The organism is Cronobacter sp. JZ38 (genome assembly GCF_008932145.1).
Taxonomy (GTDB): domain Bacteria; phylum Pseudomonadota; class Gammaproteobacteria; order Enterobacterales; family Enterobacteriaceae; genus Cronobacter; species Cronobacter muytjensii.
The window spans coordinates 926789-951747 of record NZ_CP017662.1 but is presented as its reverse complement, the minus strand read 5'-3'; the positions used below and the strand labels follow the sequence as shown (position 1 = coordinate 951747).

At 61.7% G+C, this 24959-nt stretch carries 26 protein-coding genes; 11 read left to right on the top strand and 15 right to left on the bottom strand.

Translation table 11 applies throughout. The annotated features are described in order from the left end of the window. Nucleotides 1–2: 2 nt before the first annotated feature. Genes fni through crtB form a run of 5 tightly spaced genes read left to right on the top strand, consistent with a single transcriptional unit; the run spans nucleotide 3 to nucleotide 5928 of the window. A complete protein-coding gene (fni, locus tag BJP61_RS04475; RefSeq protein ID WP_171997890.1) occupies nucleotides 3–1046 on the top strand; it encodes a type 2 isopentenyl-diphosphate Delta-isomerase in 1044 nt (347 codons plus the stop codon). Continuing rightward, nucleotides 1043–2317: a glycosyltransferase gene (locus BJP61_RS04470; RefSeq protein WP_171997889.1), complete on the top strand. Its 1275-nt coding sequence runs from the start codon at nucleotides 1043–1045 to the stop codon at nucleotides 2315–2317. The genes fni and BJP61_RS04470 overlap by 4 nt, the downstream gene beginning before the upstream one ends. After that, on the top strand, nucleotides 2314–3489 hold the full coding sequence (gene crtY, locus BJP61_RS04465; protein WP_171997888.1) for a lycopene beta-cyclase CrtY: 1176 nt from the start codon (nucleotides 2314–2316) through the stop codon (nucleotides 3487–3489). The genes BJP61_RS04470 and crtY overlap by 4 nt, the downstream gene beginning before the upstream one ends. Then, nucleotides 3482–4960 carry a phytoene desaturase gene (locus BJP61_RS04460; RefSeq protein WP_171997887.1) on the top strand — a complete coding sequence of 493 codons (1479 nt, stop codon included), beginning with the start codon at nucleotides 3482–3484 and terminating at the stop codon, nucleotides 4958–4960. Before crtY ends, BJP61_RS04460 begins: the two co-directional genes overlap by 8 nt. Further along, nucleotides 4957–5928 (top strand): 15-cis-phytoene synthase CrtB, encoded by a 972-nt coding sequence (crtB, locus tag BJP61_RS04455; RefSeq protein WP_171997886.1) that lies wholly within the window; start codon nucleotides 4957–4959, stop codon nucleotides 5926–5928. Before BJP61_RS04460 ends, crtB begins: the two co-directional genes overlap by 4 nt. Here crtB and BJP61_RS04450 read toward each other — a convergent pair. Together BJP61_RS04450 and BJP61_RS21800 are read right to left on the bottom strand one after the other, a co-directional pair. Beyond that, nucleotides 5825–6358 (bottom strand): sterol desaturase family protein, encoded by a 534-nt coding sequence (locus tag BJP61_RS04450; protein WP_075193830.1) that lies wholly within the window; start codon nucleotides 6356–6358, stop codon nucleotides 5825–5827. The two genes, crtB and BJP61_RS04450, sit on opposite strands and share 104 nt — an antisense overlap. A gap of 176 nt (nucleotides 6359–6534) precedes the next feature. After that, nucleotides 6535–8484: a methyl-accepting chemotaxis protein gene (locus tag BJP61_RS21800; RefSeq protein WP_275940623.1), complete on the bottom strand. Its 1950-nt coding sequence runs from the start codon at nucleotides 8482–8484 to the stop codon at nucleotides 6535–6537. A gap of 992 nt (nucleotides 8485–9476) precedes the next feature. Here BJP61_RS21800 and BJP61_RS04440 point away from each other — a divergent pair. From BJP61_RS04440 to yjiA, 3 genes are all read left to right on the top strand, one after another. Then, the gene (locus BJP61_RS04440; protein ID WP_161579540.1) at nucleotides 9477–11630 is read left to right on the top strand and encodes a carbon starvation CstA family protein; all 2154 of its coding nucleotides are present in this window, start codon (nucleotides 9477–9479) and stop codon (nucleotides 11628–11630) included. Between the two features lie 118 nt (nucleotides 11631–11748). After that, complete coding sequence (locus BJP61_RS04435; RefSeq protein ID WP_038867797.1) at nucleotides 11749–11952, top strand: YbdD/YjiX family protein; 204 nt, start codon at nucleotides 11749–11751, stop codon at nucleotides 11950–11952. 18 nt (nucleotides 11953–11970) lie between these two features. Further along, nucleotides 11971–12939, top strand: a complete 969-nt coding sequence (yjiA, locus tag BJP61_RS04430; protein ID WP_171997885.1) for a GTPase — start codon at nucleotides 11971–11973, stop codon at nucleotides 12937–12939. Nucleotides 12940–12998: 59 nt separating this feature from the next. Here yjiA and BJP61_RS04425 read toward each other — a convergent pair whose 3' ends face one another. The 6 genes from BJP61_RS04425 to trmB all read right to left on the bottom strand — a co-directional run bounded on the left by BJP61_RS04425 (nucleotide 12999) and on the right by trmB (nucleotide 16159). Then, complete coding sequence (locus BJP61_RS04425; protein ID WP_038867794.1) at nucleotides 12999–13436, bottom strand: type II toxin-antitoxin system HicB family antitoxin; 438 nt, start codon at nucleotides 13434–13436, stop codon at nucleotides 12999–13001. A 16-nt stretch (nucleotides 13437–13452) separates the two neighbouring features. Then, nucleotides 13453–13641, bottom strand: a complete 189-nt coding sequence (locus BJP61_RS04420) for a type II toxin-antitoxin system HicA family toxin (protein ID WP_171997884.1) — start codon at nucleotides 13639–13641, stop codon at nucleotides 13453–13455. 175 nt (nucleotides 13642–13816) lie between these two features. Continuing rightward, nucleotides 13817–14197, bottom strand: a complete 381-nt coding sequence (locus BJP61_RS04415) for a hypothetical protein (protein ID WP_171997883.1) — start codon at nucleotides 14195–14197, stop codon at nucleotides 13817–13819. Between the two features lie 148 nt (nucleotides 14198–14345). Beyond that, on the bottom strand, nucleotides 14346–15062 hold the full coding sequence (locus BJP61_RS04410; protein ID WP_038867790.1) for a DUF2884 domain-containing protein: 717 nt from the start codon (nucleotides 15060–15062) through the stop codon (nucleotides 14346–14348). 51 nt (nucleotides 15063–15113) lie between these two features. After that, nucleotides 15114–15440, bottom strand: a complete 327-nt coding sequence (locus tag BJP61_RS04405) for a YggL family protein (protein WP_038867788.1) — start codon at nucleotides 15438–15440, stop codon at nucleotides 15114–15116. Further along, the gene (trmB, locus tag BJP61_RS04400) at nucleotides 15440–16159 is read right to left on the bottom strand and encodes a tRNA (guanosine(46)-N7)-methyltransferase TrmB (protein ID WP_038867785.1); all 720 of its coding nucleotides are present in this window, start codon (nucleotides 16157–16159) and stop codon (nucleotides 15440–15442) included. The genes BJP61_RS04405 and trmB overlap by 1 nt, the downstream gene beginning before the upstream one ends. 155 nt (nucleotides 16160–16314) lie before the next feature. Between trmB and mutY the strand changes: the two genes are divergently transcribed. Genes mutY through mltC form a run of 3 tightly spaced genes read left to right on the top strand, consistent with a single transcriptional unit; the run spans nucleotide 16315 to nucleotide 18802 of the window. Then, nucleotides 16315–17397: an A/G-specific adenine glycosylase gene (mutY, locus tag BJP61_RS04395; RefSeq protein ID WP_171999239.1), complete on the top strand. Its 1083-nt coding sequence runs from the start codon at nucleotides 16315–16317 to the stop codon at nucleotides 17395–17397. A gap of 2 nt (nucleotides 17398–17399) precedes the next feature. After that, nucleotides 17400–17675 (top strand): oxidative damage protection protein, encoded by a 276-nt coding sequence (locus BJP61_RS04390; RefSeq protein ID WP_038868359.1) that lies wholly within the window; start codon nucleotides 17400–17402, stop codon nucleotides 17673–17675. Nucleotides 17676–17719: 44 nt separating this feature from the next. Next, nucleotides 17720–18802, top strand: a complete 1083-nt coding sequence (gene mltC, locus BJP61_RS04385) for a membrane-bound lytic murein transglycosylase MltC (protein WP_038867780.1) — start codon at nucleotides 17720–17722, stop codon at nucleotides 18800–18802. A gap of 152 nt (nucleotides 18803–18954) precedes the next feature. Here the strand turns inward: mltC and citG are convergent, their stop codons facing one another. Genes citG through BJP61_RS04350 form a run of 7 tightly spaced genes read right to left on the bottom strand, consistent with a single transcriptional unit; the run spans nucleotide 18955 to nucleotide 24950 of the window. Then, nucleotides 18955–19797 (bottom strand): triphosphoribosyl-dephospho-CoA synthase CitG, encoded by an 843-nt coding sequence (citG, locus tag BJP61_RS04380; RefSeq protein WP_171997882.1) that lies wholly within the window; start codon nucleotides 19795–19797, stop codon nucleotides 18955–18957. Continuing rightward, nucleotides 19775–20314 carry a citrate lyase holo-[acyl-carrier protein] synthase gene (gene citX / locus BJP61_RS04375; RefSeq protein ID WP_038867776.1) on the bottom strand — a complete coding sequence of 180 codons (540 nt, stop codon included), beginning with the start codon at nucleotides 20312–20314 and terminating at the stop codon, nucleotides 19775–19777. The genes citG and citX overlap by 23 nt, the downstream gene beginning before the upstream one ends. 3 nt (nucleotides 20315–20317) lie before the next feature. Next, a complete protein-coding gene (citF, locus tag BJP61_RS04370; protein WP_171997881.1) occupies nucleotides 20318–21835 on the bottom strand; it encodes a citrate lyase subunit alpha in 1518 nt (505 codons plus the stop codon). Nucleotides 21836–21845: 10 nt separating this feature from the next. Then, complete coding sequence (gene citE / locus BJP61_RS04365) at nucleotides 21846–22721, bottom strand: citrate (pro-3S)-lyase subunit beta (RefSeq protein ID WP_075193822.1); 876 nt, start codon at nucleotides 22719–22721, stop codon at nucleotides 21846–21848. Beyond that, nucleotides 22718–23011 carry a citrate lyase acyl carrier protein gene (gene citD, locus BJP61_RS04360; protein WP_038867770.1) on the bottom strand — a complete coding sequence of 98 codons (294 nt, stop codon included), beginning with the start codon at nucleotides 23009–23011 and terminating at the stop codon, nucleotides 22718–22720. The genes citE and citD overlap by 4 nt, the downstream gene beginning before the upstream one ends. Nucleotides 23012–23036: 25 nt before the next feature. Then, a complete protein-coding gene (gene citC, locus BJP61_RS04355; RefSeq protein WP_171997880.1) occupies nucleotides 23037–24068 on the bottom strand; it encodes a [citrate (pro-3S)-lyase] ligase in 1032 nt (343 codons plus the stop codon). 18 nt (nucleotides 24069–24086) lie between these two features. After that, complete coding sequence (locus BJP61_RS04350) at nucleotides 24087–24950, bottom strand: fumarylacetoacetate hydrolase family protein (protein WP_171997879.1); 864 nt, start codon at nucleotides 24948–24950, stop codon at nucleotides 24087–24089. Nucleotides 24951–24959: the final 9 nt, after the last annotated feature.

Sequence of the window (24959 nt, the reverse complement as noted above, 5' to 3'; positions counted from 1 at the left end):
GAATGAAGGACAAGGAACTGAGCCAACGCAAGAACGATCATCTGGATATCGTGCTGCACCCGGAGCGCGCGAAACAGACGACGCGCACTGGTTTTGAGCAGTGGCGTTTCGAGCACTGCGCCCTGCCGGAGCTCTCGCTTGACGATATCGACCTCAGCACTCGCCTGTTTGGCCGCCCAATGAAAGCGCCGTTACTGATTAGCTCGATGACCGGCGGCGCGCGCCGTGCGAGCGATATCAACCGGCACCTGGCCGAGGCGGCGCAGGCGCTTGGGCTGGCGATGGGTGTCGGTTCGCAGCGCGTGGCGCTGGAGAGTGACGATAACTGGGGGTTGACCGGCGAGCTTCGCCGGTACGCGCCGGATATCCCGCTGTTGGCGAATCTCGGGGCCGCGCAGATCAGCAGCGCGCAGGGGCTGGATTACGCCCGGCGCGCCGTCGAGATGGTGGAGGCAGACGCGCTCATTATCCATCTCAACCCGCTCCAGGAGGCGCTCCAGACCGGCGGTGACCGCGACTGGCGCGGCGTGCTGGCGGCCATTGCGCGCGTTGTGCGCGCCCTGCCCGTGCCGGTGGTGGTGAAAGAAGTGGGCGCCGGGATCTCCGTACCCGTGGCGCGCCAGCTCGCCGACGCCGGCGTCGCGATGCTGGATGTCGCGGGCGCAGGCGGCACCAGCTGGGCGGCGGTGGAAGGCGAACGCGCCGCCAGCGCGCATGCGCGCAACGTGGCGATGGCTTTCGCAGGCTGGGGCATTCCCACCGCGCAGGCGCTGCGCCAGTTGCATCAGGCGCTTCCGACGATGCCGCTTATCGCCTCCGGCGGTATTCGCGATGGCATTGACGCCGCCAAAGCGATCGCGATGGGCGCGAGTCTGGTCGGTCAGGCTGCGGCGGTGCTTGGCAGCGCCACGACGTCCACCAGCGCGGTTCTGGCGCATTTCGCGGTGGTTATCGAACAGTTACGGGTCGCCTGTTTCTGTACCGGCAGCGCCAGCCTCAGCGCGCTGAAAGACGCCCGTCTGGTTCGCGCCGGGGATGAGGAATGAGCCACTACGCCGTCATCACGCCCCCGCTTTACAGTCACGTTCACGCCATGCAGGCCCTCGCGCAGGAACTTCTCGCGCGCGGTCATCGCATCACTTTTATTCAGCAGGCGGAGGCGCGCACGCTGCTTGACGATCCGCGCATCGGCTTTTACCCGGTCGGCGAGCAGAGCCACCCGCCCGGCAGCCTCGCCCGCACGTTACGCCTGACCGCGCATCCTGGCGGCCCGGCGATTTTAAGCCTGATTCACGATCTGGCGCGCACCACTGACATGCTGTGCCGGGAGCTGCCCGACGCGCTGACGCGGCTTGGCATCGATGGCCTGATTGTCGACCAGATGGAAGCCGCAGGCGGCATTGTCGCCGAGGCGCTCGGCCTGCCGTTTGTCTCGGTCGCCTGCGCGCTGCCGGTCAACCGCGAGCCTGGGCTGCCGCTGCCGGTCATGCCGTTTCGCTACGCGCAGACGCCGCGCGCCCGCAAGATTTATCATGCCAGCCAGCAGGTACATGACTGGCTGATGCGCCGCCACGGCGCCGTGATCGCACATCACGCGCAACGCTTCGGGCTCGCGCCCCGCCACGGCCTGCATGACTGCCTCTCGCCGCTGGCGCAGATTAGCCAGACGCTCGGCGCGCTCGATTTTCCGCGCCATTCGCTGCCCGCCTGTTTTCATGCCGTCGGCCCGCTACGTCCGCCGCAGCCGACAGTGTCAGAGCCATTGCCGGATGCGGCGCGCCCGCGCGTTTTCGCCTCGCTCGGCACGCTCCAGGGGCACCGCTACGGGCTGTTTCGCACTATCGCCCGCGCCTGTCGCGACGCGGGCGCCGAGTTGCTGGTGGCGCACTGCGGCGGGCTTAACCCTGCGCAGGCGGCAAAGCTTGAAACCTGCGGCGCGACGCGGGTGACCGCGTTTACCGATCAGCCGCTGGCGCTCAGCCAGTCGCATGCCGTCATTACTCACGGTGGGCTCAATACCGTGATGGACGCCGTCGCCAGCGCCACGCCGCTGCTGGTGGTGCCCCTGGCGTTCGATCAGCCCGGCGTGGCGGCGCGCGTGGAGTATTGCGGCATCGGGCGGCGCGTCTCCCGCTTCGCCGGACGTCGCGCGTTTACCCGCCAGTTGCAGGCGCTGCTTGGCGACGCCAGTTGCCGCACGCGCCTCGCCGCGATGCAGCGCGCGCTGGCGCAGGCGGGCGGCGCGACGCGGGCGGCGCAGGTCACCGAACAGGCGCTACAAGAGCGGCGCCCCGTCATCGCGCAGGCCCGGCCATGACGACCGCATGGGATCTGATACTTGCAGGCGGCGGCCTCGCAAACGGGCTTATCGCCCTGCGTCTGCGCGCGCTGCAACCGGCGTTGAACGTGCTGCTGCTGGAGGCGGACGACGCGCCTGGCGGCAACCATACCTGGTCGTTTCATGGCGACGATATCACGCCGGCGCAGCACGCCTGGCTCACACCGCTGGTGGCGCATCGCTGGGACGGCTACGACGTACGCTTCCCGGCGCTTAAGCGCACGCTCGACGGCGGCTACTACAGCGTGACGTCGGAGCGGTTCGCTGACGTTCTGCATACGACGCTTGGCGAAAACCTCTGGCGCAACGCGCCGGTGGCGCAGCTCACGCCGCAGTCCGTCACGCTGGCGGACGGGCGCACACTGCATGCCCGTGCGGTTATCGATGGTCGCGGCTGGCGCGCAAGCCCGCACCTGACCGTCGGCCAGCAGGCGTTTCTCGGGCAGCAGTGGCAGCTCGCCGCGCCTCACGGCCTGACGCGTCCTGTCCTGATGGACGCCACCGTGGCGCAGCAGGGCGGCTACCGGTTTGTCTACACGCTGCCGCTCACGCCCGACACGCTGCTGATTGAAGATACGCACTATATCGACAACGCGACGCTCGATCCTGACCGCGCGCGGGTGAACATCGCCGACTATGCCCGCGCGCAGGGCTGGCGATTAATGACCCTTGAGCGCGAGGAGCGCGGCAACCTGCCGATTACGCTTACCGGCGAGCCGCAGGCGTTCTGGCAGGAGGCGCAGGGCATTGCGCGCTGCGGCCTGCGCGCCGGGCTGTTTCACGCGACCACCGGCTATTCGCTGCCGCACGCGGCGGCGCTTGCCGATCTTATCGCGTCGCAACCGCCCGCGACGCCGCAGGCGTTATATGCGCTGACGGCGGGCTACGCGCAGCGCCAGTGGCGGCGTCAGCGCTTTTTCCGGCTGCTGAACCGGATGCTGTTTCTGGCCGGGAAACCGGACCAACGCTGGCAGGTGATGCAGCGCTTTTATGGACTTAACGCGGGGCTTATCGGCCGGTTTTACGCCGGGCGACTGACCCCTCTGGATATGACGCGGCTATTGACGGGCAAACCACCGGTTCCGGTGGGCGAAGCCCTGCAGGCCGTCCTGAAGCAAACACCCCGGCTGCGAGCTTTTCATCATGACTAAAACTGTTGTTATCGGGTCCGGCTTTGGCGGCCTGGCCCTGGCTATCCGCTTACAGGCGGCGGGCGTTCCCACGTTACTGCTGGAGCAGCGCGATAAGCATGGCGGGCGGGCGTATGTCTATGAAGACCAGGGGTTTACCTTTGACGCCGGCCCGACCGTTATCACCGATCCTTCCGCCATCGAAGAGTTGTTTACGCTTGCCGGTAAAAACATTGCCGATTACGTCGAGCTCTTACCCGTCACGCCGTTTTACCGTCTCTGCTGGGAGAACGGCCAGGTCTTTGATTACGATAACGATCAGGCGAGCCTTGAGGCGCAGATCGCACGCTTTAACCCGCGCGACGTCGAAGGCTACCAACAGTTTCTGGCCTATTCGCAGGCGGTGTTTAAGGAAGGCTATCTGAAGCTTGGCGCGGTGCCGTTTCTCTCGTTTCGCGATATGTTGCGCGCCGGGCCGCAGCTGGCGCGTTTGCAGGCGTGGCGCAGCGTCTATGGCATGGTGTCGAAATACATTGAAGACGAGCATCTGCGCCAGGCGTTCTCTTTCCATTCGCTGCTGGTCGGCGGCAACCCGTTCGCAACCTCCTCCATTTATACGCTTATCCACGCGCTGGAGCGCCAGTGGGGCGTCTGGTTCGCGCGCGGCGGCACCGGCGCGCTGGTGCAGGGGCTGGTGAAACTGTTTACCGATCTGGGCGGCGAGACCGAACTGAACGCGCAGGTGACGCGCCTTGAGACCCAGGGCGATAAAATCTGCGGCGTCACGCTGGCGGACGGGCGACGCATTGCCGCCAGCGCCGTCGCCTCCAACGCCGACGTGGTGCATACCTACAATAACCTGCTGGGCCACCACCCGCGCGGCGTGGCGCAGGCGGCGTCGCTGCGCCGCAAACGCATGAGCAACTCGCTGTTCGTGCTCTACTTCGGGCTGAATCATCATCACAGCCAGCTGGCGCACCACACCGTCTGCTTCGGGCCGCGCTACAAAGAACTGATTGACGATATCTTCAACCGCGACACGCTGGCGGAGGATTTCTCGCTCTATCTCCATGCCCCGTGCGTGACCGATCCCTCTCTCGCCCCGCCGGGCTGCGGCAGCTATTACGTGCTGGCGCCGGTGCCGCATCTCGGTACGGCGGATCTCGACTGGAATATCGAAGGTCCGCGCCTGCGCGACCGCATCTTCGAATACCTTGAGCAGCACTACATGCCGGGCCTGCGCGACCAGCTGGTGACGCACCGGATGTTCACGCCGTTTGATTTCCGCGACCAGCTCGGCGCGTATCAGGGTTCGGCGTTCTCGGTAGAGCCTATCCTCACCCAGAGCGCCTGGTTCCGCCCGCATAACCGCGACAGCCGTATCGACAACCTCTATCTGGTCGGCGCGGGCACGCACCCTGGCGCGGGCATTCCGGGCGTTATCGGCTCGGCGAAAGCCACCGCCGGGCTGATGCTGGAGGGGCGCGCATGAATGATAAGCCGCTGCTGACGCACGCGACCGAAACCATCGAAGCGGGCTCGAAAAGCTTCGCCACCGCCTCAAAACTGTTCGATGCCGATACGCGTCGCAGCGCGCTAATGCTTTACGCCTGGTGCCGCCACTGTGATGACGTTACCGACGGCCAGACGCTCGGTTTTCACGCGCCGGACGCGCCCACCGACAGCCCGCAGGCGCGCATCGCCCGGCTTCGCGCGCTGACGCTTGAGGCTTACGCAGGCACGCCGATGACTGAGCCGAATTTCGCCGCGTTCCAGGAGGTGGCGTTACGCCACCAGATCCCGCCGTCGCTGGCGCTCGATCATCTGGAAGGCTTTGCGATGGACGTACGCGACGTCCGCTATCACACCTTTGACGACACGCTGCGCTACTGCTATCACGTCGCGGGCGTGGTGGGGCTGATGATGGCGCGCGTGATGGGCGTGCGCGACGAGGCGGTACTGGATCGCGCCTGCGATCTGGGCCTCGCGTTTCAGCTCACCAACATTGCCCGGGATCTCGTTGAGGATGCCGCCATCGGGCGCTGCTATCTGCCGGACGAATGGCTGATACAGGAAGGACTGCGCCGCGAGACGCTGGCGGCGCGCGAACATCGCCCTGCCCTTGCGCGCCTTGCCGCCAGGCTTGTGGATGAAGCGGAGCCTTACTACGCCTCGGCGCGCGCCGGGCTCGCCGGGCTGCCGCTACGCAGCGCCTGGGCTATCGCCACCGCGCATTGGGTGTACCGGGAAATCGGCGTGAAGGTGAAACGCGCAGGCGCGAACGCCTGGGAGACGCGTCAGGGCACCAGCAAGGCGGAGAAGCTGGCCCTGCTGGCGAAAGGCGCGGCGATGGCCGTCAGCTCTCGCGGCGCGACGTCGACGCCCCGCCCTGCGATGCTCTGGCAGCGTCCGCCCGCGCAGGACGACCGTTACGCTCACGCAACACCGCCTGCAGCTTAGCGACCGGCGGCGCGTAGAGAAAACCAAAAGAGACGCAGCCTTCGCGGCCACGTACCGCGTGGTGCAGCCGGTGCGCCATATAGAGCCGCTTCAGGTAACCCCGGCGCGGCACATAGCGAAACGGCCAGCGCTGATGCACCAGCCCGTCATGGACAATAAAGTAGAGCGCGCCGTAGAGCGTCATCCCCGCACCAATCCATTGCAGCGGCCAGTGGCCGCCCGCGCCGAGGGCGATAAGCGCTATCGCCACGCCGGCAAACACCACGGCATAGAGGTCATTAACTTCAAACCAGCCTTTACGCGGCGTATGGTGGGACAGATGCCAGCCCCATCCCCAGCCATGCATGACATATTTGTGCGTCAGCGTCGCCACGATTTCCATGACGGCGACCGTCAGCAACACGATCGCCACGTTATACAGCACCGTCATAATTTCTCCTGGGCCCGGTGGAAGGAAACGTCCTGTTGCCGGGAAACGGAAGCGCAATACGCGCCGCAACCCAGAGAGTATAGCAACCCAGGCGCAAATGCCTGACCGATTCGCTTACCGGGCGCCAGAATAAAAAACCCCGGCAAGCCGGGGTAAGAATATTGCAGGGCTAACGCTTAAAAGTGTTCCCAGTCGCCCTGGCCGCCCGCGACGGCGAGCTTTTTCGGGGCGGACATGTCGCTTACAACGATCGGCGCGACGACGGGCTTCGTGCGCTGAGACGCACCGCTGCCGACGTTAAACACGGCGACCATCTGCTCCAGCTCGCGCGCCTGCTCTTCAAGCGACGAGGCGGCGGCCGACGACTCTTCCACCAGCGCGGCGTTCTGCTGGGTGGTGGTATCCATTTCCGACATCGCCTGGCCAATCTGGGCGATACCGCGGCTCTGTTCGGTACAGGCGCGGGCGATCTCATCCATAATCTCACGCACCTTTGCGACCGAGCCGACGATATCTTCCATCGCCTCGCCCGCGCTCGCCACCAGCTGCGCGCCGTTTTCCACACGCTGGTTGGCCTCGGTGATCAGCGCGCCTATCTCTTTGGCGGCCGTGGCGCTACGGCTTGCCAGCGTGCGCACTTCGCCCGCCACCACCGCGAACCCGCGCCCCTGTTCACCGGCACGCGCCGCTTCCACCGCGGCATTCAGCGCCAGGATGTTGGTCTGGAAGGCGATGCCGTTGATGACGCTAATGATGTCAGCGATTTTCCCGGAGCTCGCCTGGATGTTGCGCATCGTCTCCACAACCTCGTTCACCACTTTCCCGCCCCGGTCGGCATTGGTGGAGGCCTGCGCGGCCAGCATGCTCGCCTGCTGCGCGTTGCCGGCGGTCTCTTTCACGGTAGACGTCAGCTCTTCCATGCTGGCGGCGGTCTGCACGACGGCGGCAGACTGCTCCTCGGTGCGTGAGGAGAGGTCGATATTCCCGGCGGCGATTTCCGACGAAGCGCGCGAGACGTTATCCACACCGTGGCGCACGCGGGTAATGATGCTTTTCAGGCTGTCGTTCATGGTGCCGACCGCCTGCATCAGCAGACCCGGCTCGTCGCGACGCGTCGAGGAGACCGTCACGGTCAGATCGCCCTGCGCGATGCGTTTGGCCACATCCAGCGTCTCGCGTAGCGGACGGGTAATATTGCGGGTAATAAACGCAGCGATAAGCAGCCCGAACAGCACACCAGCCAGCGTGCCCGTCACCATCAGCGTTTCGACATGGCTGATGGATTTCGCCATGCGCATTTTACGAAACTCATGGAAGTCGTTCACAGTCTGGTTTAGCTCGCCTGCGGCGGCGCTGAGCGTGGTCGACTGCGTCTGCTGGTCCGCGAAAGCGGAAGCAAACAGCGCGGCGCTGCTATGCAGCATCCGGGTTTGATCGGCCAGCGCGGGCAGCCAGGAGAGCGGCGCATCGCGGGTGGCGGAGGCCAGCAGCGCGGCGGTCGCGTCAATCGTGCTCAGGATGCCGTTGAGTTGATCCAGCGTCTCGCGATCGCCACGCGTCACCAGCGCGTCGATGACGCTCTGCGCCTGCTGCGCTTTCGCCGCAAGCCGTGCAGCCAGCATCGCCGCCTGCGGGCTGGCGTCAGCCTGTTCGCTGAACGCAGAGGCCTGCTCGATAAACTGCGACGGCCACTGCGCGTGAAGATCGGCCGCGAGCGTGTTGCGCTGACGCAGCGTCTGAATGTATTTATCGCGCGCGCGCAGATAGTTTTGCAGATCCGTCTGCATGGCAACCAGCCGGGTGCGCCCCTCGGTATCCATATTAAATTCTGCGAGCGTAGCCAGCTGGGCCTCGACCTGACGCAGCGCCTGCGCGTTCAGCTCGGCATATTTTTCATCGCTGGTCAGCTGAAACAGCGTACGGTTGATACGCGCTTCGTTAAGGGCCGTTACGATGCTGACGGTGAGCGTTTCCTTCCGGGAGTTCTCATCCACCTGCCGGAAGCCGTATATCCCGGCGCCCGCAATCAGCAGCATAATCACTAAAACAATAATAAAGCTCGACGTCAGTTTTTTGCCGACGCTGAGGTTATTCACTTTCTCGCCAAACGACGTCACTAAAGCCATTGCAATCACCATCAATCTGGAATGATAAAAATTGTTAATTGTTTATCGTCAGTGAAAGAATGATTCTTTAGCGAGAGCAGGCCCGACACAGCGTTCAAAAAAATTCAATGAGTTTTATTAAGCTTGTAATAAATACATATCGGTAATACCCCATACCCGTTCAAAAAAAGCGTATCGCCACCTTAATAAACTGTAAAAGTAGAAACTTAAGCACAATGACTTATGAGCAATACACACATTTTCAAATTTCCTTTTAACGCAAATTTTTGTTGCAGGCGCAATGCAGCCTTCACCGCCTTTTTTAACGGATTGATATTTATCCGCTTTTATTTTTTGGAATTTTTTTGCCAGCAACCTTGTTAATTTAACAAGGCTAAATAGGTATTTAGTGAAGCTTAACTAAGCCCTTTATTTCAGGGGAAATTCGAGATGGCGGCGTCGTTCACCCCTGTTGATGGTGATACGGGTATCACACTGAGATTGTGACGTGCACGTAAAGATATATCATGTATAACTGTTAAGCCAGGGCGAATAATTGCCCTGCGAAACCAGCCATATTTTTGGCAAGGATGTTTATCCCCTGATTATTTATGTGCTCGCAATGCGCTTTGCATCTGCGTGACGCCAGTTGGCCGTCCTGAAAAACGCAGGCTGCTTTTACCTGGCCTTACGACGCCTTTCCTGCGCCAGCAATGCCGCCGGAAGCGTTCTTCAGCGCCGCTATGTCTGCTGGCGCTGTTCGCGCGTTATGTCTGCCGTCTGCGCGCGTGACATGCTTCACAGTAATCCGCCGCCTGGTGAGCGCGGCTAACCGCTCGCCCCGCTATATGACCATTCAGGGCGGCAATCACGCCGCTTAATCATTTCGTCACTCGCTATTTCGCGCGTTTTGTCATCATTGAGCGCGTTTAGATCTTTCCGGTTATCCGCCGCCTGTACGTTATGGATGTCGTTACAGGCGGTTTTATCTCTGTCTGACAAGCAGGTCTTATATGGACAAAAAAACAGTAATGAAACACCTGCCCTGGGCGCTTCTTGGCGTGATCGGGGCCTTTTGCCTTGCCGTGGTGGCGCTACGCCGCGGCGAGAGCGTCAGCGCCTTGTGGATTGTAGTGGCGTCCGTCTCCGTCTACCTGGTCGCTTACCGCTACTACAGCTTTTATATCGCCAGCCGCGTCATGAAACTCGACCCGACGCGCGCGACGCCGGCGGTGATGAATAACGACGGGCTGAACTATGTGCCGACCAACCGCTACGTGTTGTTCGGCCACCATTTTGCCGCGATTGCAGGCGCGGGCCCGCTGGTCGGGCCGGTGCTGGCCGCACAGATGGGCTATCTGCCCGGCACGCTATGGCTGCTCGCCGGCGTCGTGCTGGCGGGCGCGGTGCAGGATTTTATGGTGCTGTTTATCTCCTCGCGCCGTAACGGCGCCTCGCTCGGCGAGATGATAAAAGAGGAGATGGGCCCGGTGCCGGGCACCATCGCGCTGTTTGGCTGCTTCCTTATCATGATTATTATCCTGGCGGTGCTGGCGCTGATCGTCGTGAAAGCGCTGGCGGAGAGCCCATGGGGCGTCTTTACCGTCTGTTCGACAGTGCCGATCGCGCTGTTTATGGGCATCTATATGCGCTTTTTACGCCCCGGCCGCGTGGGCGAAGTCTCGGTGATCGGCGTGGTGCTGCTGGTGGCGTCTATCTGGTTTGGCGGCGTGATCGCAGCCGACCCGTACTGGGGCCCGGCGCTGACCTTTAAAGACACTACCATCACTTACGCGCTGGTGGGCTATGCGTTTGTCTCCGCCCTGCTGCCGGTGTGGCTGATCCTGGCCCCGCGCGACTATCTGGCGACCTTCCTGAAAATCGGCGTCATTGTCGGCCTCGCCATTGGCATCGTTATCCTGAACCCGGAACTGAAAATGCCTGCGGTGACGCAGTACATCGACGGCACCGGGCCGCTGTGGAAAGGCGCGCTGTTCCCGTTCCTGTTTATCACCATCGCCTGCGGCGCGGTTTCCGGCTTCCATGCGCTTATCGCCTCAGGCACCACGCCGAAGCTGCTGGCGAACGAAACCGACGCGCGCTTTATCGGCTATGGCGCGATGCTGATGGAGTCATTCGTCGCCGTCATGGCGCTGGTGGCCGCGTCTATCATTGAGCCGGGTCTCTATTTCGCAATGAACACCCCGCCCGCCGGGCTTGGCATCACCATGCCGAACCTGCATGAGCTCGGCACCGGCAATGCGCCCCTGATTCTGGCGCAGCTGAAAGATGTCTCCGCGCACGCGGCGGCGACCGTAAGCGCCTGGGGCTTTGTGATAACGCCTGAGCAGATCATGCAGACCGCCAAAGATATCGGCGAGCCGTCGGTGCTCAACCGCGCAGGCGGCGCGCCAACGCTCGCGGTCGGTATCGCGCATGTGTTCCACAAAATCTTGCCCGCGGCGGATATGGGCTTCTGGTATCACTTCGGCATTCTGTTCGAGGCGCTGTTTATCCTGACTGCGCTGGACGCCGGTACGCGTTCCGGCCGCTTTATGTTCCAGGATCTCGTGGGCAACTTCGTGCCATTCCTGAAGAAAACCGATTCGCTGGTGGCCGGTATCGTCGGCACTGCGGGGTGCGTCGGCCTGTGGGGCTATCTGCTCTATCAGGGCGTGGTGGACCCGCTTGGCGGCGTGAAAAGCCTGTGGCCGCTGTTCGGCATCTCTAACCAGATGCTGGCCGCCGTGGCGCTGGTGCTGGCAACCGTGGTGCTGGTGAAGATGAAGCGCACCCGCTACGTCTGGGTGACAATGGTGCCGGCGGTGTGGCTGCTTATCTGCACCACCTGGGCGCTCGGGATGAAGCTTTTTAGCGACAACCCGCAGATGGAAGGCTTCTTCTACATGGCGAATGAGTACAAAGCGCGGATCGCCGCGGGCGGCGCTGAGCTGACCGAACAGCAGATTGCCAATATGCACCATATCGTTATTAACAACTACACCAATGCGGGCCTGAGCATCCTGTTCCTGGTGGTGGTGTACAGCATCATTTTCTACGGCATTCGCACCGTGATGAAAGCGCGCCGCTCGCCGCAGCCCATCGCCAGAGAAACCCCTTACGTGCCGGTACCGGAAGGCGGCGTGAAAACCACATCACACCATTGATGTAAGGGGAATGCGGTTTGTAAACGGCGGGTGCGCGAAGCGCACCCGCCTGACATCGACACCATCTAAAGTCCCGGCGCGCATCACGCCACCGGACTTTTTCTGTCTGGACAACATCATGTTTGGTAACTTAGGGCAGGCGAAAAAATATCTGGGTCAGGCGGCGAAAATGCTGATCGGCATTCCGGACTATGACAACTACGTTGAGCATATGAAAACCAACCATCCGGATAAACCGTACATGACCTACGACGAGTTCTTCCGCGAGCGCCAGGACGCGCGCTACGGCGGAAGCGGTGAAGGCGGCATGCGCTGCTGCTGACAATTTGCGGAGGTAAAAATGCAACCCGTTGCGGTCACGCTGTTAACCGGCTTTCTTGGCGCCGGAAAAACCACGCTGCTGCGTCATATTCTGGAAGCTGAGCACGGCTACAAAATCGCAGTCATTGAAAACGAATTCGGCGAAACGCCCATCGACAGCGAACTTCTCGGCAACCGCGCCACCCAGGTAAAGACGTTAAGCAACGGCTGTATCTGCTGTACGCGTTCGCAGGAGCTTGAAACGACGCTGCTCGATTTGCTGGCGCTGCGGGACAGCGGCGCGTCGACGTTCGACCGGGTGATTATCGAATGTACCGGCATGGCCGACCCCGGCCCGATTGTGCAGGCATTTTTCTCTCATGAAACCATCTGCGAGCGCTATCTGCTGGATGGCGTAATAACGCTGGTGGACGCGGTCCACGCCGGGCAGCAGATGGATCGCTACGCGCTCGCGCAGTCGCAAATCGGCTACGCCGACCGCATTCTGCTGACCAAAACCGATATCGCAGGCGAAGACGACGCCCTGCTGGCCCGCCTGCGGCGCATTAACGCCCGCGCGCCGGTGCATCGCGTCGTGCATGGCGAGGTTGACCTGCGGCTCATTTTCGACACCCAGGGCTTTATGCTGGAAGAGCGCATCGTCGAGCCCGCGCCGCGTTTTCACTTCGCCGCCCCGACGCAAACCGATATCGCCTCCATCGTGGTGAGCTTCGACTACCCGGTCGCGCTCGATGCGATTTCCCGCGTTATGGAAGGGTTGCTGCTGCGCTTCAATGAGAATCTCATGCGCTACAAGGGAATGTTATTTATTGAGAACGAGCCGCGCCGCCTGCTGTTTCAGGGCGTTCAGCGTCTTTACAGCGCCGACTGGGACCGCGAATGGGCACCTGGCGAAACACCGCGCAGCACGCTGGTGTTTATCGGCGCGCGTCTGCCTGAAGAGGAGATCCGCGCCGCCTTCGCGGCGCTTGCGCCGAAGGAACGTTAAGCCTGATTTTCCCTTCGCCCCTGAGGAAAGCCGTTATACGCCTGCCGCCCGGCAGGCGTTTATTCTTCGCGTAATTCGTGGCGCGCCGCCTGCGCCAGAAAGTGGCTGCGGTCCCGGTATCGTCCGGCGCTCGCTTTTACCCGGTTGTCGATGCGCTGGATAAGCGTATCCGGCAGCGTGATATTAATCCGCTGCTGACGCCCTTCGAGCCCGCTAAGATCGACCTCGATCGCAAACCAGCTATCGTAAGCGCGATAATCCGGATGCGCGGCATAGACAAGATGCCCCGCATCCGCGATCGTCTCTGCGCGGTACTTACCGCTGCGGATCATCTCCTCCAGCACCAGCAGAATCGCCTCGCGCGCCGCCGTCGCAATGTTCGCGCGATCGTCCGCCGCTGAATAACACCCAAACGCTTCATTACACAGCGCGGGCACCACGATGCCCCACGCCATAGCGTCACTGTCGGGCGTCTCAACGCCTACAGAAAAAAACATGTGCGCCTCCCGCGTTTTACGATTTCAGTCCGGCCATTTTCAGAATGGCGTTCAACGTGCCGGGCGGCAGATCCTTTTTCGGGTGCGGCACCGGAAATGTTTTACCGGTCAACGGCGACCACCAGATCTGATGACTGCCGCCGTTGTGCCTGACGCATTCACAACCCGCCGTCTGTAGCCGCCTGATAAGCTCGCTGGATCTCATCCGCCCTCCTGGCCTGATTAATATACACACCGATACACACAAGGACAATCCGCCAGCGCGCGGCACCGACAGACCTTTGCGCGCACTATGCGCGTTTTTCAGGAGACGTGCTGAACGGCGCGAACACGCTGCGAGGCGTGTTCAGAAACACTCTGCGTCAGGCACCGATTTTTGATTACCAGGCACCCTCCCCCTCATCCTCCATCCAGGGAGCGTCTTCGGGGAAGTCATAGGGAAAATCCAGGCGCTCAAGGTCAGGGGGCGCGTCGCGATAAAGCGCAATCTGCGCAGGGGAAAAGAGCGGCTGCGCATTGCGGGCGAGGTGCAGCGGCGGCTCACCGGGCAGCGGGCCGCCGGGCGTGGCACCGAGCCCTGACAGCGGCTCGCCGTCGCAATACGCCACGCCAAACGCCGATGGCGCACAGCCGTTCGCCGACGCGCTCGCGGCGTCGCTTGCGGGCGAATAATTTTGCGTCCAGAGCACCGCGACATTAAGGGTAATGATGGCGAGCAACAAGAGAGAAATAAGGCTTCCTGCTGAAATATCCCGTTTCATCTGCATCCCCGCCGGTTATGAAGTCACCCGTAGAGCGTAGTGATAAAAAGTAAGACAAAGAGGAAGCGATTGTGATTCTGTGTAACGGAATGTATCTGGAGAGGGGGCGCGCCGTAAAACAGAACGGGAGCCGGGCTCCCGTTCAGGCTTAATTGAAGCTGCCGACCAGCGCCTGGCGCTGCTCTTCAAGCTGAATGGTGCGGGTGCAGACTTCGCGACCGAACTGCTGGAAATCCGCTTCCTGGTTTTTCCATTCGTTTTGAATCGCGGTTTGCAGGCCGCCCAGGCTCCCGAGCACGCCTTCCAGCGGGTTGCCGCCGCCTTTCAGCACCGCTTTGGCGCCCATTTCGTTGATGCTGTCCTGGAGGATGCCGCCCATCGCCTGATTCACCAGTTGCTGGCCATCAGCGCGTACCTGATCGATGGCTTTATAGTGAAACGTCAGCCCGTCGTCGCGATGTTCGATGATCCGGTTCATCTGCGTTTTCAGCTGGGCATCAAGTTTGGTCAGGCGTCCGCGCATGCTGCTGTTTTCGCCGACCTCTTTAGCGATGATTTTATCCAGCGCGACGCGGCCTTTCTCGACGCGCGACAGCGCGCCCTGATCGACCCACGGCAGCGTGGCGCGCAGCGCTTTTTGATAGTCGAGCGCCTGCTGACGCTGAGCGGCGGAGAGCGTGACGGCCTTGCCGTTAAACTTCACCGCGCCATCCGGGCCGATCACCAGATCGCCGTTTTCGCCCACCACCTGAACGGTCTGGGGCTTGAGCACCACGTCGTCGCGCGGCGTGACGCTGCATTTGTATTCCGCCTGGGCCTGCATCGCCGTCACCAGCAATACGCCCAGCAGCGCTTTACGCATCATACTCGCTCCTGAAATGCCAACGGGTCGGCAGAACCGACCCGTTTTTTTCACTTAATCCCACCAGATGTCGACCAGTTCACTGACCTGGACATCCGTCATGCCGCGCGCTTCCAGCCATTTGCGCACCACGTCGCGGTCTTCATCGGTGCACTTACCGATCTGCTGACGGAACACCAGCCCTTCCCAGGCCTGGTTGCCGCTGCCGCCAAAGGCCAGACCGTTCGGCTCGATAGCCTCGCTGATCAGCTCATCAACCGTGGTATTGATCTGCTCATCCGTGGCGCCCTGCGGGAAACGCCAGGTCACCGTAAAACCCAACTCCTGGAATTCGTCGATATGCATCTTTTTACGCAGACGACGGCTACGGTTCTTCGCCATTATTTTACTCTCCCGAACATTAAGTCCCATACGCCGTGACCAAGACGATGGCCACGCTGTTCAAATTTGGTTACCGGGCGCGAAGCCGGGCGCGGTACATAATCCTGAGTCTGGGACAGGTTCTCATAACCTTCCACCGAGGACATTACTTCGAGCATATGTTCGGCATAAGGTTCCCAGTCGGTCGCCATATGGAACACGCCGCCGGGCTGCAATTTGCGCAGCACCAGCTCCGCGAACGGCGCCTGCACGATGCGGCGCTTGTTGTGACGCGCTTTGTGCCACGGATCCGGGAAGAAGAGCTGCACCATATGCAGCGAGCCGTCAGGGATCATTTTCTCCAGCACCTCTACCGCGTCATGACACATCACGCGCAGATTTTCGACGCCCTCGTCATGGGCGGCGCTCAGGCAGGCGCCCACGCCCGGCGAGTGCACTTCAATGCCTAAAAAATTCTGCTGCGGGTTGGTTTTCGCCATTTCCACAAGCGATGAGCCCATGCCGAAGCCGATTTCCAGGGTGACCGGCGCGTCGCGGCCAAACAGCGCGACGAAATCCAGCGGCTCTGCGGTGTATTCAACGCCCATCACCGGCCAGTAGTGGTCCAGCGCGTGCTGCTGCCCTTTGGTCAGGCGCCCCTGGCGGCGGACGAAGCTGCGAATACGGCGCAGCGGGCGACCGTTTTCATCAAATTCCGGTGAAATGACGTCGTTATTCATGGCGATTAGTCTGTTTGAGTAGTGGTTCGGGAAACGGGCATTATCCAAAGATAGTTGCCCGATGCAAGCACAGGAAAGTTCCTGTTTACAGCCCGCGGGGCCTGTGCTGGAATCACAGCCCCTGATTTCTTCAAGCCGGAAGCCACGCGTTAATGATGCAGGCACAGCAGTTCTCCCGCCAGGTGCTCGACTGGTACGACAAATATGGGCGCAAAACCCTCCCCTGGCAGCAGGAAAAAACCCCTTACAAAGTATGGCTCTCGGAAGTGATGCTGCAACAAACGCAGGTTACGACGGTTATTCCCTATTTTGAGCGCTTTATGGCGCGCTTTCCTGACGTCACGGCGCTGGCCAACGCGCCGCTCGACGACGTGCTGCACCTCTGGACTGGTCTTGGCTATTACGCCCGCGCCCGCAATTTACATAAAGCGGCGCAGCAGGTGGCAACGCTGCACGGTGGCAAATTCCCCGAAACCTTTGAAGACGTGGCGGCGCTGCCAGGCGTCGGTCGTTCGACCGCCGGCGCGGTGCTTTCGTTATCGCTTGGCAAACACTTTCCGATCCTCGACGGCAATGTGAAACGCGTGCTGGCGCGCTGTTACGCGGTCGAAGGCTGGCCCGGGAAAAAAGAGGTGGAAAACCGCCTGTGGAAAATTAGCGAGACGGTCACCCCGGCTGAAGGCGTCGCGCGTTTTAACCAGGCGATGATGGACCTTGGCGCGATGGTGTGCACCCGCTCGAAGCCGAAATGCGAGATCTGCCCGCTCAATACCGGCTGCGAGGCGTATGCGCATCACAGCTATGCGAAATATCCCGGCAAAAAGCCCAGGCAGACGCTGCCGGAAAAAACCGGCTATTTTCTGCTGCTCCAGCATGAGGAGGCGTTGCTGTTACAGCAGCGCCCGCCGGTGGGGCTGTGGGGCGGCCTGTACTGTTTTCCGCAGTTTGACAGCGAAACCGCGCTGCGCGAGTGGCTGCACGCTCGCGGTATTGCCGCCGACGACCTGACGCAGCTTACCGCGTTTCGCCACACCTTCAGCCATTTCCATCTGGATATTGTGCCGATGTGGCTTGGCGTGCAGCAGACCGCCGCCTGCATGGATGAAGCGGCAGGTCTCTGGTATAACTTAGCCCAGCCGCCAGCGGTGGGCCTTGCCGCTCCCGTTGAGCGCCTGTTACAGCAAGTGCGCGCAGAGCCGGTGGCGTCCCGCCCCGCTCGCGCCATTCATGAGGATTAATGATGAGCAGAACCATTTTTTGTACCTTCCTTCAGCGCGACGCCGAAGGCCAGGATTTCCAGCTCTATCCGGGCGAACTGGGTAAGCGTATCTATAGCGAAATCTCTAAAGAAGCCTGGGCGCAGTGGCAGCAGAAGCAAACCATGCTTATCAACGAGAAAAAACTCAACATGATGAACCCTGAGCATCGCAAGCTGCTGGAGCAGGAGATGGTGAACTTCCTGTTTGAAGGCAAAGAAGTGCATATCGAAGGCTACACGCCGCCGGAACAACAGTAAGGGCCTCTGGCCCTTTCACTTAACCCAACAGCACACCCGGAATGATGAAAAAAATATTTGCGCTCGCGTTGATTGCGCCGTTGCTCATCTCCTGTTCCAGTAAAAAAAACGCTGAAAACGCCTATAACGAGGCCTGGATTAAGGACACCAACGGGTTTGACATTCTGATGGGTCAGTTTGCCCATAACATTGAAAACATCTGGGGATTTAACGAAGTTTTAATCGCGGGTCCGAAGGACTACGTGAAATATACCGATCAGTATCAGACTCGCAGCCACATTAACTTCGACGACGGTACCATTACGGTAGAGACGATCGCCGGAACCGAACCGGCGGCGCGCCTGCGTCAGGCGATCATCACGACGCTGCTTATGGGCGACGATCCGGGCTCTATCGATCTCTACTCTGACGTTAACGATATTCAGATCTCCCGCGAGCCGTTCCTCTACGGCCAGGTGGTGGACAACACCGGCCAGCCGATCCGCTGGGAAGGCCGCGCGTCGAAATTCGCCGACTACCTGCTGCAAACGCGCCTTAAGAGCCGCAGCAACGGCCTGCGCATTATCTACAGCGTGACCATCAACCTGGTGCCGAACCACCTCGATAAACGCGCCCATAAATATATTGGCATGGTGCGTCAGGCGTCGCGCAAATATGGCGTCGATGAATCGCTGATCCTCGCGATTATGCAGACCGAATCGTCGTTCAACCCGTATGCGGTGAGCCATGCCGACGCGCTCGGGCTGATGCAGGTGGTGCAACACAGCGCCGGTAAGGATGTGTTCCGCTCGCAGGGAAAATGGGGTACGCCGAGCCGCAGCTACCTGTTCGATCCGCAGAGCAATATTGACACCGGCACCGCATATCTCGCGATGCTCGACAATGTCTACCTGGGCGGTATCGCCAACCCGACCTCGCGTCGTTACGCCGTGATAACCGCCTACAACGGCGGCGCGGGCAGCGTGTTACGCGTGTTCTCCAGCGATAAAGATCAGGCGGTGAATATCATTAACCGCATGTCGCCAGGAGAGGTCTACGAGACGCTTACCACTCGCCATCCGTCCTCGGAATCACGCCGGTATCTCTACAAGGTGAATACCGCGCAGAAGAGCTACCGTCGCAAATAACGCGACAATGGCGCAGCGCCGCTCGTGGTGAGAGGCGCTGCGCTTCCCCTGCTCTTTCGTTTTACCGCGCGTTGCTTACGCGCCCCACAAAAATACAGCCCCTGTCGTAGGGCGGGTAAGCGCCTTTTGGCAAAAAAACCCTCTACGCAACATCATCCAGGCAACGCTGCCAGCAGCCAGCTCACCGCCAGCAAATCCGCGCTGCCGCCGGGGCTGAGACGACGCGCGATCAACGCCTTGTCCATCGCCCGCAGCGCCCTGTTATCCCAGCCGCACGCCAGCAGACCACTCGCGTACTCCTGCACGTAACGCAGCCCCTCAAGCCCGCCGCGAGAGACCAGATTCGTATCCGGATTGACTGCCATCAGCCGCAGCAGAGCCTGATGCAGTACCTTGTCTCCCGGTGCGTGCTGCCAGAACGGCAAAACGTGGCGTCTTACCGTTGCAAAGCCGCTTTCCGCCTCGCCGCGCGCGCCGGTCAGGCCAAACTGACGATACAGGCGCTCGCCCGCCGTCGCGGCCCGTCGTCCGTGGGCCAGTTCGCGCGCCACGATGCCGCAGGCCATCACGCTCACCGTCATGCAGAGCGTGGCTGCCGACAGCGGCTCGCCCTGCGCCGCCAGCCTGCCTGCGGCGGCACACAACAGGCCGAGCGAGAAAATCCCGCCCTTATGCGTATTCACGCCGCCCGTGGCGCTGAACATCGCCTGTTCGCAGGCGAGCCCCGTCGGACGTAAACGCCGCAGCATATCGCTTTCCGGATGCCCGGCGTCCTGCGCGCCCTGCGCATAAAACACCCGCAGCCAGGGCGCGATCGCCTTGATGCTCGCGACAAACAGCGCATGATCCATATCCTCGTGCGCGCCGCTGTTGGCGCAATCCACCAGCCCGGGCTTTGGCGTCAGATTCAGTTCGGCGTACAGCGCCGCCACAGCGAGCGACGGCACATCAGGCACGCGCGCCGGGCGCGGGTCAGTCGCGGGCAAACCAGTCATCGATCATCTTCTCCACGCGCCCGACCACCGCATCCCGCGGATGACGGCGCGAACGGGCGCAGGCGTGAGCCGGTTCGTCGCACAGCAGACAGCGCCGCCCCGGACGGTCAAGCGACGCGCGCCCCACCTGGCCCGCCTGCGGGCAGTGAATGTCGAAATCCCATACCCTGCCGAGCGGGTGCGTCTGCTCAAGCTCCACACATAGCGCTTTGATTTCGCTCGCCGGGTGCGCGACGCTCCAGAGCGCCGTCGGGCCGGTGCGGGCGTGAAACACCTCGCGCGCGCGCCACGGCCAGCGATGCTGCCAGAGCAGCTGATCGCAGGCCTGTACCGCCACGGCGAACGCGTTGCGATAGCGCACGCTGTCTTTCACCGGGCCGGGGGTCACCAGCGAGAGCGAAATCACCGGCAGGCCATAGCGGGCAAGCCACGCCTGCTGTCGGCCCGCGCGCGTCTCTTTCGCCGCCAGCAGTTCCTCAAGCGTGACGCCCGGATAAACGGGCGTATCGGGTTCCATGCTTTACTCCTTAACCTGACGCACCACGTCGATGACGCTGCCGTCGCGGTAGCGCACCACGCCGACGATGCGGTCGGTAAATTCAATCGGTTTCGGCTCGCCGGCGATGGCCACGGCGCGTTCGCACAGCGCGTGGATATCAACAACGTTAAGCCCCGCCGCGACCAGCCGTTCGCGCACCTCCGGCCGCGCGGGATTGACCGCAATGCCGTGATCGGTGACCAGCACATCAATACTTTCGCCCGGCGTCAGGCGGGTAGTGACGCGTTTGACGACCGTGGGAATACGGCTGCGTAACAGCGGCGCCACCACGATGGTAAGATTCGCCGCCGCAGCTACGTCGCAGTGACCGCCGGACGCGCCGCGCATCACACCATCGGAGCCGGTTAACACGTTGACGTTAAACCCGACGTCAATTTCCAGCGCGCTCAGGATAACCATATCGAGCTTGTCGCAGCAGGCCGCTTTACTGGCAGGGCTTGCGTAAACGTTGGTGGAGATTTCGATGTGTTTGGGATTGCGGGCCAGTGACGCCGCCGCCTGGCTGTCAAAACACTGGGTGTCGAGCAACACGTCGATCAGCCCTTTTTCATGCAGCTCCACCAGGCTGCCGGTAATGCCGCCGAGCGCAAAACGCGCCTTCACGCCACAGCGCGCCATTTTCTCGCCAAGAAAACGTGTGCAGGCGGTGGAGGCCGCGCCGGAGCCGGTCTGGATTGAGAAGCCATCGTTGAAATAGCCGGCGTGTTCGATGACATCCGCGGCGTAGCGGGCAATCATCAGCTCGCGCGGGTTGCTGGTCACGCGCGCCGCCCCCACGCTGATTTTCGCCGGGTCGCCCACGCTCTCCACCGGCACGACAAAATCCACCCGATCCTGAGACAGGCTCGCGGGCATGTTCGGGTAAGGCACCAGCGTTTCGGTCAACAGCACCACGTTGCGGGCGAACTGCGCGTCCACCATCGCGTAGCCAAGCGAGCCGCAGCAGGATTTCCCGTGACTGCCGTTGGCATTGCCATATTCATCGCTGCACGGCACGCCGAGAAACGCCACGTCTATCGCAAGCTCGCCGTCCTGCAACAGCCTGACGCGCCCGCCGTGGGAGTGGATCTGCACCGGCTCGGCCATCAGCCCGTGGGAGACCGCCTCCGCGAGTTTGCCGCGCATCCCGGAAGTGTAAATCCGCGTGATAACACCGCTGCGGATATGCTCAATAAGCGGATCGTTACAGGTCATCAGCGAACTGGACGCCAGCGTCAGATTTTTAAACCCCATCTGCGCGAGTGTCGCCACTACCTGGTTAATCACCCGGTCGCCTTCACGAAACGCGTGGTGGAAAGAAATCGTCATGCCGTCACGCAGACCGGTTTTGCGCACCGCCTCTTCCAGCGACGCGCACAGCTTGCGGGTGTGTTTACACTCGTTGTCCGCCAGCCACGGCGTGGCGGTATGCGCGGTGTCGAACGGCGCCAGGTCGCGCAGATGCGGAAACTGTAAATGCAGAAGTTCTGTCTGATTCATGGTTCTCTCCTTAACGGCGCACGCCGGAGGCGGCTGCGCGTTCCAGCACCACCTGCGCATGGTTGATAATCGGCGCGTCAATCATCTTGCCGTTGAGCGACACCACGCCAAGCCCGTTGCGCTCGCCATCCTCTGCGGCGGCAATCACGCGGCGGGCATAATCCACTTCCTCCTGCGTCGGCGCGTAAGCGTTATGCAGCAGATCTATCTGGCGCGGGTTAATCAGCGATTTGCCGTTAAAGCCCATCTTGCGGATGAGTTCCACCTCTTTTAAAAAACCCGCTTCGTCATTAACGTCAGACCACACCACGTCGAACGCGTCGATCCCCGCCGCCCGCGCGGCATGGAGCACCGCGCAGCGGGCGTAGAAAAGTTCGGTACCGTCCCCGCGCTCGGTCTGCATATCCATCACATAGTCGAACGCCGCGAGCGCAATGCCGATAAGCCGCGGCGAGCTGCGGGCAATCGCCACGGCGTTGATGACGCCCACCGCCGACTCAATCGCCGCCATGACGCGCGTCGAGCCTGGCTCGCGCCCGCATTCACGCTCAATGCGCGCCAGGTGGCCTTCCAGCTCGTCAATATCCTCAGGCGAGTCGGTTTTCGGCAACCGGATCACGTCCACGCCTGCGCGCACCGCCGCTTCGAGATCGGCCAGCCCGAACGACGTGCTGAGCGGATTGATGCGCACCACGGTTTCAATATCCCGGTACATCGGGTGTTGCAGAGCGTGAAACACCAGCAGGCGCGCGGTGTCTTTTTCGCGCAGCGCCACGGCGTCCTCGAGATCGAACATGATGGAATCGGGGCGGTAGATAAACGCGGTGGAGAGCATGGCGGCGTTGGCGCCGGGTAAAAACAGCATACTGCGGCGAAGTTTGCTCATTTCAGCGTCTCCCAGCGCAGCGGCTGCGCCTCGCAGGCACGCAGAATGGCGCTTTGCAGCCGGGCGCGGATCACGCAATCCAGCGCGCCTTTATCCTCAATAATCACCAGCCCTTCATCCACCTCCAGGGCGGCGAGCGTCTCTCGCACCACGCGGCGGATCTGGTCGCCGAATTGCTTTATCACATCGCTGTAGATTTCTATCTCCAGCTCGCCCGCCGCCGGGGCGATTTTTACCATCAGGTCGCTGGACTCGGCGGTTCCCGCCAGCGCCTCCTTGACTATCTTCATTACGGTCGTCCTGTCAGAGAAGAATTCAGGCCACTTCGGCGCGATAACGTTGCGCAAGAAGGGCGTAAGTGCTGTCCGGCACCCGTTCGCGAATCGAAACAAAACGCTGCGCCCTGAGCAGGCGGCGCACTTCGGATGCGGAGATGGCCTCGCCCGCCGCGTGGCTCAGACGTGGAATTTCAATAACGCTGACCGGCGGGGCATTCAGCGGCGCGTGTTCAAGCCACGCGTGCATCGCCTGGTTATAGGCACGTGTGACCGGGCAGAACGGCTCGCTGCCGACGAAGCGCCGGGTAATGCCAAGCGCCGGCGCGATATAGCGGCGGAAAATTTGCAAATCCAGCCCGCTCCAGGCCTTATCCACCAGCCCGCGCTCCTTGAGGAAATAGCCCGGAAAGGTGGCGCGTGAAATGAGATACGCGGAGCCTTCATGCACCGTGACGTTCGGCAGATGCGCGACGCCCGCCCGCACCATCGCAAGCCGTTCGCGGTAAGGGAAAAACGACGCGTCTTCGCGCACCACAAAGAGATGCAGCCAGTCGCTTTCCCTCGCCGCCTGTTCGGCCAGGAAACGGTGGCCGAGCGTAAACGGGTTGGCGTTCATCACGACCGCGCCGATGCGCTCGCCGGGCTGTTTCAGTCTGCCAAGCTGCTGGCAGTAACGGCGGATGCCGGAGGGCGTGTTTTCAAGAAGCGCGGCGACGTCATCGCACTGCGCGAGCGGCCAGAAACCGCAGCGTCGAAAGCGCTCCAGGTTAGACGGACGCGTGCAAAGGAACAGATGAAAGTGGCCGAGGCTTATCGCCAGGTTTTCGACCTCCACCAGCAGGCGCGCGCTGAGGTTTTCGCCGCGCCAGCGCTCATCCACCGCCACGCCTTTAATGATGTTGCCCGCAAGCCCGGCGCAGCCCGCGATGTCGCCTTGTGCGAACGCGATAACGACATGCGTGACGTCCTCATCCATCCCCAGCTGATGGCTGGCGAGAAACGCGGCGACGCGCGTTTTCTCCTGCGGCTGGCGGGCGAGCGCCACGGCGACCAGTTCCAGAGTACTCATACGTCCGTCCGGCGTCGTTTAGTGGGCGGGCGCCGGTTGCGCGACGGGCGCTTCGGCGATCACATTGCACAGATGACCGATCCGCTCGATCTCCACCTCGATTTTGTCGCCCGGCTTCATGAACAGCGGCGGCGTGCGTTTTTTACCGACGCCACCCGGCGAGCCGGTGATGATCACATCGCCGGCGCTTAGGCGGGTAAACGTGCTGATGTATTCGATAAGCTCCGCCACGCTATGGATCATGCTGCGGGTGTTGTCCTCCTGCACCATGCGCCCGTTAAGCCAGGTGCGGATCGCGAGCTGGTGCGGGTCGGGGATCTCGTCGGCAGTCGTCATCCACGGGCCGAACGCGCCGGTCTGCCGCCAGTTTTTACCCGCCGTAAACCAGGTGTGTTGCCAGTCGCGCGCCGAACCATCCATGTAGCAGCTGTAACCCGCCACATGCGAGAGCGCCGCCTCGCGGGCGATGTTTTCGCCCCCGCGCCCGATAATCACCGCCAGTTCCCCCTCGTAATCAAACTCGCTGGAGTGGCGCGGCTTGAGCACCGGCGCGTTGTGGCCGGTCTGGGAATCCGGAAAGCGGACAAACAGCGTCGGCGCCGGGTTGTGCTGGTCAAACTCTTTGCGTTTCTCGGCGTAATTCATGCCCACGCAGAGGATCTTCTCCGGCTGTTCGATGACCGGCAAAAACGTCACGTCGCAAAGCGCGATATCAGCAGGCGCGGCGGCGTGGCGGCGCGCGTCGTCCAGCGCGTCCCGCGCCAGCAGCGTTTTGAGATCCGCATAGCGCGCGCCGAGACGGGAGCCAAGATCCACCACGCCTTTATCCGTGACAATGCCGTAGCTGCGGCGGCCCTGATGAAGATAACTCGCAAGTTTCATAACAGCGTA

Bases quoted from the DNA above. Each gene is read 5' to 3' on its own strand.
- fni (WP_171997890.1), top strand. From the start codon at position 3: ATGAAGGACAAGGAACTGAGCCAACGCAAGAACGATCATCTGGATATC.
- BJP61_RS04470 (WP_171997889.1), top strand. From the start codon at position 1,043: ATGAGCCACTACGCCGTCATCACGCCCCCGCTTTACAGTCACGTTCAC.
- crtY (WP_171997888.1), top strand. From the start codon at position 2,314: ATGACGACCGCATGGGATCTGATACTTGCAGGCGGCGGCCTCGCAAAC.
- BJP61_RS04460 (WP_171997887.1), top strand. From the start codon at position 3,482: ATGACTAAAACTGTTGTTATCGGGTCCGGCTTTGGCGGCCTGGCCCTG.
- crtB (WP_171997886.1), top strand. From the start codon at position 4,957: ATGAATGATAAGCCGCTGCTGACGCACGCGACCGAAACCATCGAAGCG.
- BJP61_RS04450 (WP_075193830.1), bottom strand. From the start codon at position 6,358: ATGACGGTGCTGTATAACGTGGCGATCGTGTTGCTGACGGTCGCCGTC.
- BJP61_RS21800 (WP_275940623.1), bottom strand. From the start codon at position 8,484: ATGGCTTTAGTGACGTCGTTTGGCGAGAAAGTGAATAACCTCAGCGTC.
- BJP61_RS04440 (WP_161579540.1), top strand. From the start codon at position 9,477: ATGGACAAAAAAACAGTAATGAAACACCTGCCCTGGGCGCTTCTTGGC.
- BJP61_RS04435 (WP_038867797.1), top strand. From the start codon at position 11,749: ATGTTTGGTAACTTAGGGCAGGCGAAAAAATATCTGGGTCAGGCGGCG.
- yjiA (WP_171997885.1), top strand. From the start codon at position 11,971: ATGCAACCCGTTGCGGTCACGCTGTTAACCGGCTTTCTTGGCGCCGGA.
- BJP61_RS04425 (WP_038867794.1), bottom strand. From the start codon at position 13,436: ATGTTTTTTTCTGTAGGCGTTGAGACGCCCGACAGTGACGCTATGGCG.
- BJP61_RS04420 (WP_171997884.1), bottom strand. From the start codon at position 13,641: ATGAGATCCAGCGAGCTTATCAGGCGGCTACAGACGGCGGGTTGTGAA.
- BJP61_RS04415 (WP_171997883.1), bottom strand. From the start codon at position 14,197: ATGAAACGGGATATTTCAGCAGGAAGCCTTATTTCTCTCTTGTTGCTC.
- BJP61_RS04410 (WP_038867790.1), bottom strand. From the start codon at position 15,062: ATGATGCGTAAAGCGCTGCTGGGCGTATTGCTGGTGACGGCGATGCAG.
- BJP61_RS04405 (WP_038867788.1), bottom strand. From the start codon at position 15,440: ATGGCGAAGAACCGTAGCCGTCGTCTGCGTAAAAAGATGCATATCGAC.
- trmB (WP_038867785.1), bottom strand. From the start codon at position 16,159: ATGAATAACGACGTCATTTCACCGGAATTTGATGAAAACGGTCGCCCG.
- mutY (WP_171999239.1), top strand. From the start codon at position 16,315: ATGCAGGCACAGCAGTTCTCCCGCCAGGTGCTCGACTGGTACGACAAA.
- BJP61_RS04390 (WP_038868359.1), top strand. From the start codon at position 17,400: ATGAGCAGAACCATTTTTTGTACCTTCCTTCAGCGCGACGCCGAAGGC.
- mltC (WP_038867780.1), top strand. From the start codon at position 17,720: ATGAAAAAAATATTTGCGCTCGCGTTGATTGCGCCGTTGCTCATCTCC.
- citG (WP_171997882.1), bottom strand. From the start codon at position 19,797: ATGACTGGTTTGCCCGCGACTGACCCGCGCCCGGCGCGCGTGCCTGAT.
- citX (WP_038867776.1), bottom strand. From the start codon at position 20,314: ATGGAACCCGATACGCCCGTTTATCCGGGCGTCACGCTTGAGGAACTG.
- citF (WP_171997881.1), bottom strand. From the start codon at position 21,835: ATGAATCAGACAGAACTTCTGCATTTACAGTTTCCGCATCTGCGCGAC.
- citE (WP_075193822.1), bottom strand. From the start codon at position 22,721: ATGAGCAAACTTCGCCGCAGTATGCTGTTTTTACCCGGCGCCAACGCC.
- citD (WP_038867770.1), bottom strand. From the start codon at position 23,011: ATGAAGATAGTCAAGGAGGCGCTGGCGGGAACCGCCGAGTCCAGCGAC.
- citC (WP_171997880.1), bottom strand. From the start codon at position 24,068: ATGAGTACTCTGGAACTGGTCGCCGTGGCGCTCGCCCGCCAGCCGCAG.
- BJP61_RS04350 (WP_171997879.1), bottom strand. From the start codon at position 24,950: ATGAAACTTGCGAGTTATCTTCATCAGGGCCGCCGCAGCTACGGCATT.